This is a genomic window from Microbacterium sp. BLY (assembly GCF_017939615.1).
Lineage (GTDB): Bacteria > Actinomycetota > Actinomycetes > Actinomycetales > Microbacteriaceae > Microbacterium.
In genome coordinates, this window is sequence record NZ_JAGKSR010000001.1 from 1,216,663 (window position 1) to 1,230,059 (window position 13,397).

The 13,397-nt window shown below is 70.2% G+C and carries 13 protein-coding genes; 8 read left to right on the forward strand and 5 right to left on the reverse strand.

All coding sequences use genetic code 11. From position 1 onward, the window contains the following. Nucleotides 1-199: 199 nt before the first annotated feature. Nucleotides 200-1,456 carry a hypothetical protein gene (locus KAF39_RS06155; RefSeq protein ID WP_210676435.1) on the forward strand — a complete coding sequence of 419 codons (1,257 nt, stop codon included), beginning with the start codon at nucleotides 200-202 and terminating at the stop codon, nucleotides 1,454-1,456. Nucleotides 1,457-1,552: 96 nt separating this feature from the next. Here the strand turns inward: KAF39_RS06155 and purQ are convergent, their stop codons facing one another. The 3 genes from purQ to KAF39_RS06170 all read right to left on the reverse strand — a co-directional run bounded on the left by purQ (nucleotide 1,553) and on the right by KAF39_RS06170 (nucleotide 3,182). Next, nucleotides 1,553-2,260, reverse strand: a complete 708-nt coding sequence (gene purQ, locus KAF39_RS06160; protein ID WP_210676436.1) for a phosphoribosylformylglycinamidine synthase subunit PurQ — start codon at nucleotides 2,258-2,260, stop codon at nucleotides 1,553-1,555. After that, the gene (gene purS / locus KAF39_RS06165) at nucleotides 2,257-2,505 is read right to left on the reverse strand and encodes a phosphoribosylformylglycinamidine synthase subunit PurS (RefSeq protein ID WP_050304938.1); all 249 of its coding nucleotides are present in this window, start codon (nucleotides 2,503-2,505) and stop codon (nucleotides 2,257-2,259) included. The genes purQ and purS overlap by 4 nt, the downstream gene beginning before the upstream one ends. A 146-nt stretch (nucleotides 2,506-2,651) precedes the next feature. After that, a complete protein-coding gene (locus tag KAF39_RS06170; protein ID WP_210676437.1) occupies nucleotides 2,652-3,182 on the reverse strand; it encodes an adenine phosphoribosyltransferase in 531 nt (176 codons plus the stop codon). A 231-nt stretch (nucleotides 3,183-3,413) separates the two neighbouring features. Here KAF39_RS06170 and KAF39_RS06175 point away from each other — a divergent pair, with 231 nt between their 5' ends. The 5 genes from KAF39_RS06175 to KAF39_RS06195 all read left to right on the forward strand — a co-directional run bounded on the left by KAF39_RS06175 (nucleotide 3,414) and on the right by KAF39_RS06195 (nucleotide 9,266). Then, nucleotides 3,414-4,724 (forward strand): ABC transporter substrate-binding protein, encoded by a 1,311-nt coding sequence (locus KAF39_RS06175; RefSeq protein ID WP_210676438.1) that lies wholly within the window; start codon nucleotides 3,414-3,416, stop codon nucleotides 4,722-4,724. A gap of 79 nt (nucleotides 4,725-4,803) precedes the next feature. Next, nucleotides 4,804-5,844, forward strand: a complete 1,041-nt coding sequence (locus KAF39_RS06180) for a carbohydrate ABC transporter permease (protein ID WP_210676439.1) — start codon at nucleotides 4,804-4,806, stop codon at nucleotides 5,842-5,844. Then, nucleotides 5,841-6,731, forward strand: a complete 891-nt coding sequence (locus KAF39_RS06185) for a carbohydrate ABC transporter permease (protein ID WP_210676440.1) — start codon at nucleotides 5,841-5,843, stop codon at nucleotides 6,729-6,731. Before KAF39_RS06180 ends, KAF39_RS06185 begins: the two co-directional genes overlap by 4 nt. A gap of 5 nt (nucleotides 6,732-6,736) precedes the next feature. After that, entirely contained in the window at nucleotides 6,737-8,167 is a 1,431-nt protein-coding gene (locus tag KAF39_RS06190; protein ID WP_210676441.1) for a GH1 family beta-glucosidase, read from the forward strand. Between the two features lie 103 nt (nucleotides 8,168-8,270). Then, nucleotides 8,271-9,266 carry a LacI family DNA-binding transcriptional regulator gene (locus KAF39_RS06195; RefSeq protein ID WP_210676442.1) on the forward strand — a complete coding sequence of 332 codons (996 nt, stop codon included), beginning with the start codon at nucleotides 8,271-8,273 and terminating at the stop codon, nucleotides 9,264-9,266. 81 nt (nucleotides 9,267-9,347) lie between these two features. Here the strand turns inward: KAF39_RS06195 and KAF39_RS06200 are convergent, their stop codons facing one another. Further along, nucleotides 9,348-10,157 (reverse strand): M57 family metalloprotease, encoded by an 810-nt coding sequence (locus KAF39_RS06200; RefSeq protein ID WP_210676443.1) that lies wholly within the window; start codon nucleotides 10,155-10,157, stop codon nucleotides 9,348-9,350. A gap of 471 nt (nucleotides 10,158-10,628) precedes the next feature. On the opposite strand from KAF39_RS06200, the gene KAF39_RS06205 reads away from it, so the two are divergent. Continuing rightward, nucleotides 10,629-11,297 carry a TetR/AcrR family transcriptional regulator gene (locus KAF39_RS06205; RefSeq protein ID WP_210676444.1) on the forward strand — a complete coding sequence of 223 codons (669 nt, stop codon included), beginning with the start codon at nucleotides 10,629-10,631 and terminating at the stop codon, nucleotides 11,295-11,297. A 14-nt stretch (nucleotides 11,298-11,311) separates the two neighbouring features. On the opposite strand, the gene KAF39_RS06210 is transcribed toward KAF39_RS06205, so the two are convergent. Then, complete coding sequence (locus KAF39_RS06210) at nucleotides 11,312-11,968, reverse strand: GntR family transcriptional regulator (protein WP_210676445.1); 657 nt, start codon at nucleotides 11,966-11,968, stop codon at nucleotides 11,312-11,314. 150 nt (nucleotides 11,969-12,118) lie between these two features. Between KAF39_RS06210 and KAF39_RS06215 the strand changes: the two genes are divergently transcribed. Beyond that, nucleotides 12,119-13,396, forward strand: a complete 1,278-nt coding sequence (locus tag KAF39_RS06215; RefSeq protein ID WP_210676446.1) for an NRAMP family divalent metal transporter — start codon at nucleotides 12,119-12,121, stop codon at nucleotides 13,394-13,396. Nucleotide 13,397: the final 1 nt, after the last annotated feature.

A 13,397-nucleotide genomic window follows, 5' to 3' on the forward strand; every position in this document is an offset into this window, starting at 1 on the left:
GGAGGTCGGGGACGGGACGACCATCGTGCGCGGCGTCTCGCCGGTCCGGCAAACGCCTTGCACCCTTCGGCACGCTTTGGTACACGCGCATGTGGACGAAAGACACTTCCCTCCTCCCGCCCTGTCATGACAGGGTTGCGAACATCCCCCGTGTCGCGTGCGGCATGTCCCCCGGGGGCGCTGCCGTCGAGAGGTCGTGATGTCCGCTTCCGCCCGCCGATCCGCGCCCTGGGCGCTCGCCGCCGCGCTCGTCGCCGGAGTCGTCCTGGTCGGCGCGGCTCCTGCCGTCTCGGACGCGTTCGCGGCACGGAACCAGCCGGCCGCGGACCCGGTGACGGATCCCGCCGCGTCGGTCGCGCTCGCGTACGAGTTCCTCGATGCGCGGGTCGACGAGTTCTGCGACGACGCCGGCCGGTGCCTTCCCCGGAGCTACGAGGGCGGCTTCTTCACCACGCCCACCTGGGACTTCACCCCCTCCTTCGTCTACGACGACGCGCTCGTCGTGATCGCCTACACCGCGCGCGGTCTGCCGGACGACCTCCGCCGTGCCCGGGCCGTCGCAGACACCCTGCTCTTCGTGCAGCAGCACGACCCGATCGGCGACGGCCGCGTCCGCACCTCGTACGAGCCGCACGGCATCCGTCAGGGGCGCGCGGAGATCACCGGACCCGGCACGTTCACCGGCAACCAGGCGTGGGCCGGCATGGCTCTGGCGCGGCTCTTCCATGCCACGGGGGAGTCGAAGTACCTCGACGGCGCGGTGCGCATCGCCGAGTGGATCCAGGACCACACGGCCGACATGATCCGGGCGCCCTACGGCTACACCGGCGGGGAGACCGACGCCGGAGTCCCGCTGGAATGGAAGTCCACGGAGCACAACAGCGACTGTGCCGGGTTCTTCACCCAGCTCGCTCAGCTCACAGGGGACGAGGTCTGGGCGGAACGCGCGACGGTCGCCGCGGGGTTCGTCGCGGCGATGCAGAGCGCCGACGGGCACGTCGACACCGGGACGCTGCTCGACGGCAGCACGATCAACACGCGTCCGATCCCGCTCGATGCGCAGACGTGGAGCCTCCTCGGCACCGGGGACGCCCGCTTCGGATCATCGATCGACTGGACTCTCGCGCACCTCATCGCGCAGGACGGTCCCTACCGTGGTCCCGCGATCAGCGACGTGGACGTGTCGAAAGTATGGTTCGAGGGCAGCGGACACCTCGCGCTCGCGCTGCAGGAGCGCGCGGCGGCCGGCGACCAGGCCCGCGCGGAAGACCTGCTGGCCGATATCCGCCTGGTGCAGCGCGACGCGGCGAACGGCGACGGCAAGGGCATCGTCGCGACCTCGACCGACGGACTCGACTCCGGCTTCGGCGACCTGTACTACGCGAGCCTGCACACCGGCACGACGGCCTGGTACCTGCTCGCGGCCATCGGCGACAACCCGTTCCGTCTCCCCTGACCTCGTCCGTCGACCCGGCCTCCTGCGGTCGCCCCGGCCCCTTTCGCGCGTCCGTACCGGGGTGGCACGCACACAGAGGGGTGGGTCGAGGAGGTGTCAGGCGGCGACGCGGGCGACGGCGGCGATCGCGCTGGTGAAGAAGTCGAGGCCGTCCACGCCGCTGCGCATCGCGGCGGCGGTGTCCGGGCCGAAGCCGGGCTCGGTGGCGTGCTCGGGGTGCGGCATCAGGCCCACGACGTTGCCGGCCTCGTTCGTCAGGCCGGCGATGTCGCGCAGCGAGCCGTTCGGGTTGACGCCGGCGTAGCGGAAGGCCACGAGGCCCTCGCCCTCGATGCGGTCGAGCGTCTCTTCATCGGCGATGTAGCCGCCGTCCGCGTTCTTCAGCGGGATGATGATCTCCTGGCCGGTGCGGAAGGCGTTGGTCCAGGCGGTGTCGGCGTTCTCGACCGTGAGCTTCTGGTCGCGGCGCACGAAATGCTGGTGGTTGTTGCGGATCAGGCCGCCGGGCAGCAGGTGCGCCTCGACGAGCATCTGGAAGCCGTTGCAGATGCCGAGGACGGGCATGCCCTTCGCGGCGGCGTCCTTGACCTCGGCCATGATCGGCGAGAGCGCGGCGATGGCGCCCGCCCGCAGGTAGTCGCCGTAGCTGAACCCGCCGGGGAGGACGAGCGCGTCGACGCCCTCGAGGTCGTGCGAGCCGTGCCACAGGGCGACCGGCTCGGCGCCCGCGATGCGCACGGCGCGCTGGGCGTCGACGTCGTCGAGCGAGCCGGGGAAGGTGACGACGCCGATGCGGACGGTCACTCCGCCACCTCGACGCCCACGACGTCCTCGATCACGGAGTTCGACAGCACCTCGTCGGCGAGGCGGCGGGCCTCGGCGAGCACCTCGTCGGTGACCTCGCCCTCGACCGTGAGCTCGAAGCGCTTGCCGATGCGGACGTCGGTGAAGCCCTCGACGCCCAGGCGGGCGAAGGCGCCGGAGACGGCCTTCCCCTGCGGGTCGAGCAGTTCGGGCTTCGGCATGACGTCGACGACGATGGTGGGCATGACGGCTCCAAGAGTCGCGGGCGGACGGGCGGGTTCAGTCTACCGCTCGCCGATACTCCGCCGAGACCCCGGACTCTCGCCCGGACCCCGCTGCCACGCCGGGGTGTCGGCGAGAAAGCGGGGCCTCGGGATCAGGAGTGTCGGGGTCAGGAGTGGAAGACCGTGTGGAGGTCGCCGATCGCCTCGCGGCCGCCGAGGCCGTCGATCTCGAACAGGACCGAGATGCCGGCGACGTGGCTGCCCAGGCGCTCGACGAGCTGCCGCCCGGCGGCGAGGGTGCCGCCCGTGGCGAGCACGTCGTCGATGAGGAGGACGCGGGATCCGGCGGGCAGATCGTCGTGCATCTCGATGGTCGCCGTGCCGTACTCGAGGGCGTAGTCGACGGACGCCGCCGGGCGCGGGAGCTTGCCCGCTTTGCGGATGGGGATGAGCCCGACGCCCGCGGCGATGGCGGCCGCGCCGGCGAGGATGAATCCGCGCGCCTCGATGCCCGCCACCACGTCGAACTGGCCCGCGAAGGGCTCGATGATCGCCTCGGTCGTCGCACGGAGGGCCTCGGCATCGGCGAGGAGCGGCGTGATGTCGCGGAAGATGATGCCGGGCTCCGGGTAGTCCGGGATGCTGCGGATCAGGGATTCGGCGCGGGTGAGGGCAGGGGAGAGTGTGGCTTCGGGCACCGGTCAAGGGTACGCCGCGTTCACAACTCAGGAGAATCCGTAGGCGATGGGCGGATAGCGGCCGAGAGGCGGGACGGGGCGCCGGTTCTCCTGAGTTGTGAACGCGAACCAGCCGGGACGGCACGTGCTTGACACTGTGGGAGCGCTCCCATAGAGTTCACGACAACGTGTGGGAGCGCTCCCATGCGATCCCGAGCACCACCACCGCACGAACCCACAAAGGAGTGAACCGTGAACTCACGTGCCCGCACCCGGATCCTGGCGACAGCCGCCGTGGCATCCGTCTCCGCCCTCGCCCTGGCCGGCTGCTCCGGCAACACCGGCGGCGACGGCGACGCCAACGCCGACGAGGACGTCACGCTGACCATCACCACCTTCGGCACCTTCGGCTACGAAGACCTCTACGAGGAGTACGAGAAGGCGCACCCGAACGTGAAGATCGAGGCGACCAACATCGACACCGGCGGCAACGCCCGCACCGACGCCTTCACCAAGATCGCCGCCGGCTCCGGCCTCAGCGACATCGTCGCGATCGAGGAGGGCTGGCTCGGCGCCATCATGGACGTCTCCGACACCTTCGTCGACCTGCGCGACTACGGCATCGAGGACCGCAAGGACGACTGGGTCGACTGGAAGTACGGCCAGGCCACCGACGCCGAGGGGCGCGTGATCGGCTACGGCACCGACATCGGCCCGAGCGGCATCTGCTACAACGGCGCCGCCTTCGAGGCTGCGGGGCTGCCCAGCGACCGCGAGTCGGTCGCCGAGCTCCTCAACGGCGACTGGGAGAACTACTTCCAGGTCGGCGCCGACTACACGGCCAAGACCGGCAAGGCCTGGTACGACCACTCCGGCTTCGTCTGGAACGCCATGGTCAACCAGCTCGACGAGGGGTACTACACGTCCGACGGCACGCTCAACGTCGAGGGCAACAAGGAGCTGCAGGAGCGCTTCGAGCTGCTCGGCGCCGCGACCGAAGGCGGCCAGTCCGCCGCGCAGACCGCGTGGGACTGGAACGGCGGCAAGTCGTTCGTCGACGGCACCTTCGCGACCTTCGTCTGCCCCGGGTGGATGCTCGGTGTCGTGCAGGGCCAGGTCGAGGCCGGCGGCGGCGACGCGTCGACCGGCTGGGACTTCGCGGATGTCTTCCCCGGAGGCGCGGCCAACTGGGGCGGCGCATTCCTCTCGATCCCGGAGTCGTCGGCGCACAAGGAGGCCGCGGCCGAGCTCGCCGACTGGCTGACGCAGCCCGAGCAGCAGGTGAAGCAGTCCGCCGCCGCGGGCAACTTCCCGTCGACGGTCAAGGCGCAGGAGTCCCTCGCCGCGGACGCCACGCCCAACGCGTTCTTCAATGACGCCCCGACCGGTGCCATCCTCGCCGAGCGGGCGAAGGGCGTGGTCGCGCAGTTCAAGGGCGCCGATGACTCGGTGATCCAGGAGAACGTGTTCGGCCCGGCGCTGAGCGCGCTCGACCGCGGTGAGACCGACACGCAAGGTGCCTGGAACCAGGCGATCGGCCTGCTGAACGACCTCGTCGGCTGATCATCTCCGCTTCGACAGGCTCAGCGACCCACAAGAGTTGGGTGGCTGAGCCTGTCGAAGCCCGGCTAAGGACACGCCCATGACCCTCACCGCCCCGCCCGCGGAGCAGCAGGCCGCCGCCTCCGCCGCGTCGGATTCCCCGCCGCGCCGCTCCTGGCGCACCCGCCTCTCGCGCTTCGACCACCGCGCGTCGCCGTACTTCTACATCTCCCCGTTCTTCCTCCTGTTCGGCCTCATCGGCCTGTTCCCGCTGCTGTACACGGTGTGGGTCGCGGTGCACGAGTGGGACCTGCTGAAGGGCGAGGGGCCCTTCGTCGGACTCGGCAACTTCGCCGCGATCCTCGGCGACGGCATGTTCTGGAACTCGATCCGGAACACGCTGAGCATCTTCCTGCTCTCGGCCATCCCGCAGCTCGCCGTCGCGTTGGTGATCGCGTACCTGCTGGACCGCGGGCTGCGCACTCCGACGTTCTGGCGGATGAGCGTCCTCATCCCGTTCGTCGTGACGCCGGTGGCCGTGGCCATCATCTTCTCCAGCATCTTCAACGAGGCGGATGGGCTGGCCAACAACCTCCTCAACCTCGTCGGCATCGCCGATCAGCAGTGGAAGCACGACACGTTCCTGTCGCACATCGCGATCGCCGTCATGGTGAACTTCCGCTGGACCGGCTACAACGCCCTCATCCTGCTCGCCGCGATGCAGGCCGTGCCCCGCGATCTCTACGAGTCGGCGGCGCTGGACGGGGCGGGGGCCGTGCGCCGGTTCTTCGCGATCACGATCCCCACGATCCGCCCGACGCTGATCTTCGTCATCATCACGGCGACCATCGGCGGGCTGCAGATCTTCGCCGAACCGCGCCTGTTCGACGTTTCGACCGCCGGCGGCATCGGCGGCAGCGACCGGCAGTTCCAGACCACCGTGCTGTTCCTCTGGGAGCTGGCGTTCTTCCGCCGCAACCTGGGGGAGGCGTCGGCCGTCGCGATCCTGCTCTTCCTGCTCATCGTCGCCATCGGCCTGATCAACTTCCTCCTCTCCCGGCGCATCGCCACGGGAGACGCCCCGAAGACCCGCGCGGCCCGACGCCGCATCCGCCCGACCGGGAAGGAGGAGGCGCGATGACCGCCACCCAAGCCCTCAGCGTGCCGGAGCGCATCCGCCGCCGGCGCGGTGCCGCGAGCGGGAGTGCCGGCCTCGGCAGCCGCCCCGGGTTCCTCACCTACGGACTCCTCGCGGCCTTCATCATCGGCGGCGCCTACCCGCTGTGGTGGTCGTTCGTCGTCGCGAGCGGGACGAACGCCACGCGCGGTGAGACCCTGCCCCTCATCCCCGGCGGCAACTTCCTCGCGAACGCGGCGAAGGTGTTCGACGCGATCCCGTTCTGGCTCGCGCTCGGCAACTCGTTCCTCATCTCGGCGATCATCACGATCTCCGTCGTGACGTTCTCGACCCTCGCCGGTTACGCGTTCGCGAAGCTGCGGTTCCGCGGACGCGACGGTCTCATGGTGTTCGTGATCGCGACCATGGCGATCCCCACGCAGCTCGGCATCATCCCGCTGTTCATGCTGATGCGCGAACTGGGCTGGACCGGCACGATCGGTGCGGTCATCGTGCCCACCCTCGTCACCGCGTTCGGGGTGTTCTTCATGCGGCAGTACCTCGTGGACGTGATCCCGGACGAGCTCATCGAGGCCGCCAGGGTCGACGGCGCGAACCAGTCCCGCACCTTCCTCACCGTCGGGGTGCCCGCGGCGCGGCCGGCCATGGCGATCCTCGGACTCTTCACGTTCATGACCGCCTGGACCGACTACCTCTGGCCCCTGATCGTGCTCTCCCCCCAGAACCCGACGCTGCAGACGGCGCTCAGCCAGCTGCAGTCCGGGTACTACATCGACTACTCGATCGTGCTCGCCGGCGCGGTGCTCGCGACCCTTCCGCTCCTCGTGCTCTTCGTGCTCGCGGGCCGGCAGCTGGTCAGTGGCATCATGGCGGGCGCGGTGAAAGGATGACCTCTATGACGCGTGCCTTCCCCTCGGACTTCCTCTTCGGCGCGGCGACCGCGGCCTACCAGATCGAGGGGGCCGCCTTCGAGGACGGACGGACGGCGTCCATCTGGGATGCCTTCTGCCGGGTGCCCGGGGTCGTGGTCGGCGGCGACGACGGGGATGTGGCGTGCGACCACTACCACCGGTCTCCGCAGGACGTGGCCCTCATGAAGCAGCTCGGTCTGCAGACGTACCGCTTCTCCACCTCGTGGTCGCGGGTGCGCCCCGACGGCGGCGCGGTCAACCGGGCCGGGGTCGACTTCTACAACCGCCTCGTCGACGAGCTCCTCGCGGCCGACATCCTGCCGTGGCTCACGCTGTACCACTGGGACATGCCGCAGGCCCTGCAGGAAGTCGGCGGCTGGACGAACCGCGACGCCGTCGACCGCTTCCTGGAGTACGCGGGCACGATGCACGACGCCCTCGGTGACCGGGTGGACGTGTGGACGACCCTGAACGAGCCGTGGTGCTCGTCCTTCCTCTCCTACACCGGAGGCGAGCACGCGCCAGGGCACACGAGCGTCGCCGAGGGGCTGCTGGCCTCGCACCACCTGCTGCTCGCACACGGCGCGACGGTGCGGGAGCTCCGCGGTCGTGACGCCTCCCTCAACCTCGGCATCACGCTGAACCACACGGTGGCCGACCCCGCCGACCCGCAGAACCCTGCGGATGTCGACGCGGCCCGGCGGCTGGACGGCCAGTTCAACCGCTGGTTCCTCGACCCCATCTACCGTGGCGCCTACCCCGCCGACACCGTGGAGGACATCCGCGCGGTGGACCCGGACGCGGTCGCGCGGTTCGAGGCGGCGGTGCACGACGGCGACCTCGAGACCATCGCGCAGCCCATCGACACGCAGGGCGTGAACTACTACCACGGCGATCTCGTGTCCGGCACGGGCCCCGACGACGCCACCGTGTCGAGCGGTCCGGAGACGGCGCACGTGACCCGGAGTCCGTATCCCTCGCACGAGGGCATCCACGCGGTCGAGCGCGGGCTGCCGCGGACCGCCCAGGGCTGGGAGGTCCAGCCGGAGGGGCTCACGCGACTGCTGCAGCGGCTCTGGACCGAGTACGCCGAGCCCGCGGGCGTGGTGCTCTCGGTGACCGAGAACGGCGCGGCCTACGACGACACCGTCGTGGAGGAAGGCGGCGAGAAGCGGGTGCCCGATGCCGACCGCACCGCGTTCCTCCGCGCGCACCTCGACGCCGTCCTGGACGCCAGGGACAGTGGCGTGGACGTCCGCGGCTACTTCTACTGGTCCCTGTTCGACAACTTCGAGTGGGCGTGGGGGTACGACAAGCGCTTCGGGATCGTCCGCGTGGACTACGACACCCAGGAGCGGACGGTCAAGGATTCCGGCCGCGAGTACGCCCGCATCATCGCCGCCCGGTCGCTCTGACGATTTCGAATCCCTCGATGCGCGGCCTCCGGGGGCGGAACCGGGTCATTTGCGCGATTCGGATCAGCGGGAAGAATGGGGCCATGGAAGAGAGCATGCGGTGATGTCCCCCCGGGCGACCATCGAAGAGGTCGCGGCGACGGCGGGGGTCTCCCGGTCGACGGTGTCGCGGGTCGTGAACGGCTCGACGGCGGTCAGTCCCGAGGCGCTCGCCGCCGTGCGCGCCGCGATCGACGAACTCAACTACGTGCCCAACCGCGCCGCCCGATCGCTCGCGTCCCGGCAGACGCATGCGATCGCCCTCATCGTCCCGGAGGACACGACGCGCTTCTTCGGCGACCCGTTCTTCGCGGCCATCGTGGCCGGGATCACCGGGGCGCTGCGCCGCTCCGACTATCTGCTGAATCTGCTGATCGCGAGTGATGATCCCGGCGACAAGATGACGAGTTTCGTGCGCAACGGCGCGGTCGACGGCGCGCTCATCGTGTCGCACCACACGAGTGACGCGTTCGTGGACCGGATCGCGGACGCGGTCCCCGTCGTCTACGGCGGACGCCCCGTGCGCCGTGGCGCGGGAGATTACGTGGTGGACGTCGACAACGTCGCGGGCGGCCGGGTCGCCACCCAGCATCTCGTGGACATCGGTCGTACCCGCATCGCCACCATCTCCGGTCCGCTCACGATGGTGTCGTCCACCGACCGCGTCCAGGGCTTCCGCGCCGCGCTCTCCGCGGCCGGGCTCACGCCGTTCGCGGTGGAGGAGGGCGACTACAGCGAGGCGAGCGGCGCTGAGGCGGCCCGGCGGCTGCTGGCGGAGGGGCGGCCCGACGCGATCTTCGTCGCCAGCGACCTCATGGCCCGCGGTGCGCTCACCGCCCTGCGGGCCGCCGGCGTGCGCGTCCCGGAGGACATCGCCATCGTCGGCTTCGACGACTCGTCCGTCGCATCGACCACGGATCCGCCGCTGACGACCATGCGGCAGCCCATGTACGCCCAGGGCGAGGCGATGACGCAGGTGCTGCTGTCCCGGCTCGCGGGAGAGGACCCGCCGCGCACGACGATCCTGCCGACCGAGCTCGTCGTCCGCGGCTCCGCCTGACGTCCACCCGCCACGCACGAACGAGGCCCGGTCGCGCGCGACCGGGCCTCGAGGGGTGTCGGAACGACTGTTCCGGCGGGGTCAGTTGCCGTAGAGCGACACGACGCCGGCGCGGTCGGCGGCGGTCATCGACAGGTCGGCCGAACTGCCGTTGCACTGCGGGTAGTGCATGATCGACGACGAGTCGTACGGCGTGAGCGGGCGCCAGTTGTTGTCCTCGAAGCACGTGCCCGCCTCCGGCCGGGTGTGCTCGTGACGGAACCCGAGGACGTGGCCGAGCTCATGGCCGAGGACGTTGGTCGGGGTCCAGGCCCCGGCGCTCCAGATCGAGTCGTCGATGAGGACGTTCTGCTGTCGCGCGGGCGTGCTGGGGAAGAAGGCGCGGGCGATGTACTGCGTGGTCTGCACGGGCTCCACCGAGAACACGACGGCGTTGTTGCGCGTCGTGCAGTTGGCGTCGGCGCTGCTCACGTAGCGGAAGTCGATCCGGGAGGAGGCGGACTCCCAGAGGGCGGCGCCGCCCTCCATCGCCCGGACGACGTCCGCATGGCGGCTGCCGAACTTGGTGCTCACGCAGTAGGTCAGATTCGCCACCTGGGAGGCCGACCACTTGTCGTCGATGTTGTTGACCGTGTTGACGATGAGCCCGTCGATGGGGGTCTCCGGTCCGACGAGGCGGTCGTAGAACTCGCGCAGCTCCTTCTTGTTCGAGATCACCTCATCGCCGTTGACGACGTAGCTGCCGTCGACGTCCCGATAGGTCGAGGCCGCGAACTCCTGGTACGAGGGCGCGGCGTCGTCCGGAGTTGCGGCCGTGGCGGGGATGACCGCGCTGAGGCTGAGCGCGGCCGCCGCGGTGGCGGCGAGCGCGAGTTTTCTGGTGAATCGCATGGAAGATCCTCTTCGATCTGAGCGGTGCCGCGCGTCCGGTGGGCGAGCGGGCTCCGGTGCGGTCGGTGGCGTCGCCGCCGTCCGGGGGCCGAAGCCCGCTCACGGTAACGTCGCGGATTCGCGAGGGTCAAGGCGCGACACGGCCGGTGCTCCGCTTTCTGTCCTCAGGTCAGAAATATCGGAATCCCGGTCTGCACGAAGGTCCTGCACGAGGGTCTCCGGAGGTCGCGCCGCCGGGAGGACCCGCGCGACGGGTCGTCGGTCCGTGGTCGTACACCGGACGTCGAGGTGGCCACGGACGCGGCTTCGCCGCCCCCTCCGTCGGTCGAACGACGCGTCCGTGGCCCGATGCGGCGTATCCCCGCGCCGCGAGTGCTCGCACCCTCCGTAGGTTGAACGAGCATTCAGTTATTAATCTATCCCGAGACGGCCGACAAGGGAATTCCGCCGATCCCGGGAGGAGGACGGCGCATGGCGCGATCCGACGAGCAGAACCGTCGCGCACGCGAGCGTGCGCGCGAGATCATCCTCCAGGCGGCGATCGAGGTCTTCAGCGAACGAGGGGTCGCCGGGGCCGGCATCGCCGAGATCACCCGCCGCGCCGGCGTCGCGCAGGGGCTGGTCAACTACCACTTCGGCGGCAAGGATCAGCTCATCGGCGCGGTGATCGACCGCTGGTTCGAGACCGTGCTCGGCTTCGCGCAGGTACAGGGCGAGCCCGACGAGATGCTCGCCGGGATCATCGACGGCGTGCTCGGGGCCACCGCGTTCGCGATGCCCTTGCAGCGCACGGTGCTCGCGATGCAGCAGCAGCCGTTGACGCATCGGCTGTTCGCGGAGTCGGAGCAGCGTCACGCGGCGGGCACCACGGCGGCGGAGGATGCGGTGCGGGCGGTGTTCCAGGCCCGGGGGGCCGACGACCCGGCGCTCGAGGAGGTCATGCTGCGCAGCACGCTCGAGGGGATCTTCGTGAAGTACTGCGTGTACGGCGACTCGTACCCACTCGAGGAGGCGCGGCGCTGGCTGCACCGCCGGTACGGGCTCCCCGAGCCCGCGACCCCGCTGCCGGGAGCGCGGCCTCCGGCGCCCGGCGAGCCGCGACCGCGGGCGACGGCGGCGCTGCGCACCGACGCCCCCTGAGCGGTCGGTGCCGGTCAGTCCAGATGCATGCGGGCGAACGCCCCGAGCACGACGCGCTCCGACTGCACGAGGTAGCGCTCCAGCTCCGCCGCGCCCGCCTCGGCGCCCCGGGAGAGGAAGGTGTCGAGGACCGCACGGTTCTTGCGCACGAACGGCTCGTGCAGCGCGCGGGGGTCGTCGATCTTGAGGAAGGCGAGCCGGAGTTCCGCGGCGACGTTCCGGTAGGTGCGGGCCAGGCGCGGGCTGTCGGCGAGGTCGACCAGGGCGACGTGGAACGCCATGTTCGCGCTGCCGACCGCGCGCCAGGCGGAGGTGTCGTCGGCCGAGACCCCGGCCACGGCGGCTTCGGCGGCGGCGACCGCGTCGGTCATGCGCTGCACGGCGGGATGCTCGGGTTCGGACTGCCGGAGAGCCGTGCACTCGATGACCCGGCGCGCGCGGTAGATGTCGATGACGTCGGCGATCGAGGGGGAGGCGACCGACACCCCGCGGTGCGGGACATGGGCGACGAGGCCCTGCTCCGCGAGCACCCGGAAGGCCTCGCGCAGCGTGTTGCGCGAGACGTCGAAGCTCTCGGCCAGCGCCGACTCGGACAGCCGGGAACCCGGGGCGACGTCGCCGTCGATGATGCGCTGACGGAGCACGTCGGCGAGCGGGCCCTGCTGGTTCATGCCTTCATCGTAGGGGCCACGCCTCGCGATGATCACACGAAAGCAACCGCGCTGTAGCACGACGGAAACATGATTGTTGAACAATCGGGTTCTGTCCGTTCTACACTGGGGGTCACCCGACACCCACCAACGACGATGGGACCCCCCCCTATGTCCGAGCAGTCCGCCCCCGCCCTCACCCCCGAGGACGAAGCCCGCGCCGCCCACGCGAAGAAGCGCGCCGGCCGCAGTGCCGTCATCGGCGCAATCTTCCTCATGGCGACCAGCGCCATCGGCCCCGGCTTCATCACCCAGACCGCGACGTTCACCGCGCAGATGGGGGCGGCGTTCGCCTTCGCCATCCTCGTGTCGATCCTCGTCGACATCGCCGTGCAGCTGAACATCTGGCGCATGATCACCTCGTCCGGCAAGCGCGCCGGCGAGCTCGCCAACAGCGCCATCCCGTTCTCCGGCCACGTCATCGCCGTGCTCGTCGTCATCGGCGGGCTCGCGTTCAACATCGGCAACATCGCCGGCGGCGGGCTCGGCCTCAACGCGCTGCTCGGGATCGACCCGAAGATCGGCGGCGCGCTCACCGCGGCCCTCGCCATCATCATCTTCCTCGTCAAGAAGGCCGGGAAGGTGATGGACATCGTGCTCATCGTCCTCGGTATCGGGATGATCGTGATGACCCTCGTCGTCGCCCTCATCGCCCAGCCGCCCGTCGGCGACGCCCTGCGGCAGACCTTCGTGCCCGACCAGCTCAACTTCGCCACCATCACCACCATCGTCGGCGGCACGGTCGGCGGCTACATCACCTACTCCGGCGCGCACCGCTACCTCGACTCCGGCCACGTGGGCCCGCAGTACGCGAAGCCCGTCATGCGCGCCGCGGCCAACGGCATCCTCGTGACCGGCATCATGCGCTACGTGCTGTTCCTCGCGATCCTCGGCGTCGTGGCCTCCGGGGTGGCGCTCGACCTCTCCTCGCAGGCCGCCAACCCGGCCGGGCAGGCGTTCGGTGCGGTGCTCGGCGACGCCGGCCTGCGGATCTTCGGCGCGATCTTCTGGGCCGCCGCGATCAGCTCGGTCATCGGTGCCGCGTACACCTCGGCGACCTTCCTGTCGACCTTCACCGCGAAGCTCCGCGGCGGCTGGCCGCTGCAGCTCGCCACGGTCGCGTTCATCGTCGTGTCCCTCGGCGTCTACCTCGCGATCGGCACGGCCCCGGCCGCGATCCTCGTGTTCGTCGGCGGCTTCAACGGCCTTATCCTCCCCATCGGCCTGACGGTGTTCATGTACATCGGCTGGTTCCGCCGCGACCTGCTCGGCGACCGCAAGTACCCGATGTGGCTGCTCATCGCGGGCACGGTCGTGACCGCCCTCACCTGGTACATGGGCGCCGTCTCGATCGGCCCCATCTTCGCCTTCCTCGGAATCGGAGCGTGAC

Coding starts and splice junctions, on each gene's coding strand:
- KAF39_RS06215 (WP_210676446.1), top strand. CDS start 12,119: ATGTCCGAGCAGTCCGCCCCCGCCCTCACCCCCGAGGACGAAGCCCGC.
- KAF39_RS06210 (WP_210676445.1), bottom strand. CDS start 11,968: ATGAACCAGCAGGGCCCGCTCGCCGACGTGCTCCGTCAGCGCATCATC.
- KAF39_RS06185 (WP_210676440.1), top strand. CDS start 5,841: ATGACCGCCACCCAAGCCCTCAGCGTGCCGGAGCGCATCCGCCGCCGG.
- KAF39_RS06155 (WP_210676435.1), top strand. CDS start 200: ATGTCCGCTTCCGCCCGCCGATCCGCGCCCTGGGCGCTCGCCGCCGCG.
- KAF39_RS06200 (WP_210676443.1), bottom strand. CDS start 10,157: ATGCGATTCACCAGAAAACTCGCGCTCGCCGCCACCGCGGCGGCCGCG.
- KAF39_RS06205 (WP_210676444.1), top strand. CDS start 10,629: ATGGCGCGATCCGACGAGCAGAACCGTCGCGCACGCGAGCGTGCGCGC.
- purS (WP_050304938.1), bottom strand. CDS start 2,505: ATGCCCACCATCGTCGTCGACGTCATGCCGAAGCCCGAACTGCTCGAC.
- KAF39_RS06195 (WP_210676442.1), top strand. CDS start 8,271: ATGTCCCCCCGGGCGACCATCGAAGAGGTCGCGGCGACGGCGGGGGTC.
- KAF39_RS06180 (WP_210676439.1), top strand. CDS start 4,804: ATGACCCTCACCGCCCCGCCCGCGGAGCAGCAGGCCGCCGCCTCCGCC.
- KAF39_RS06190 (WP_210676441.1), top strand. CDS start 6,737: ATGACGCGTGCCTTCCCCTCGGACTTCCTCTTCGGCGCGGCGACCGCG.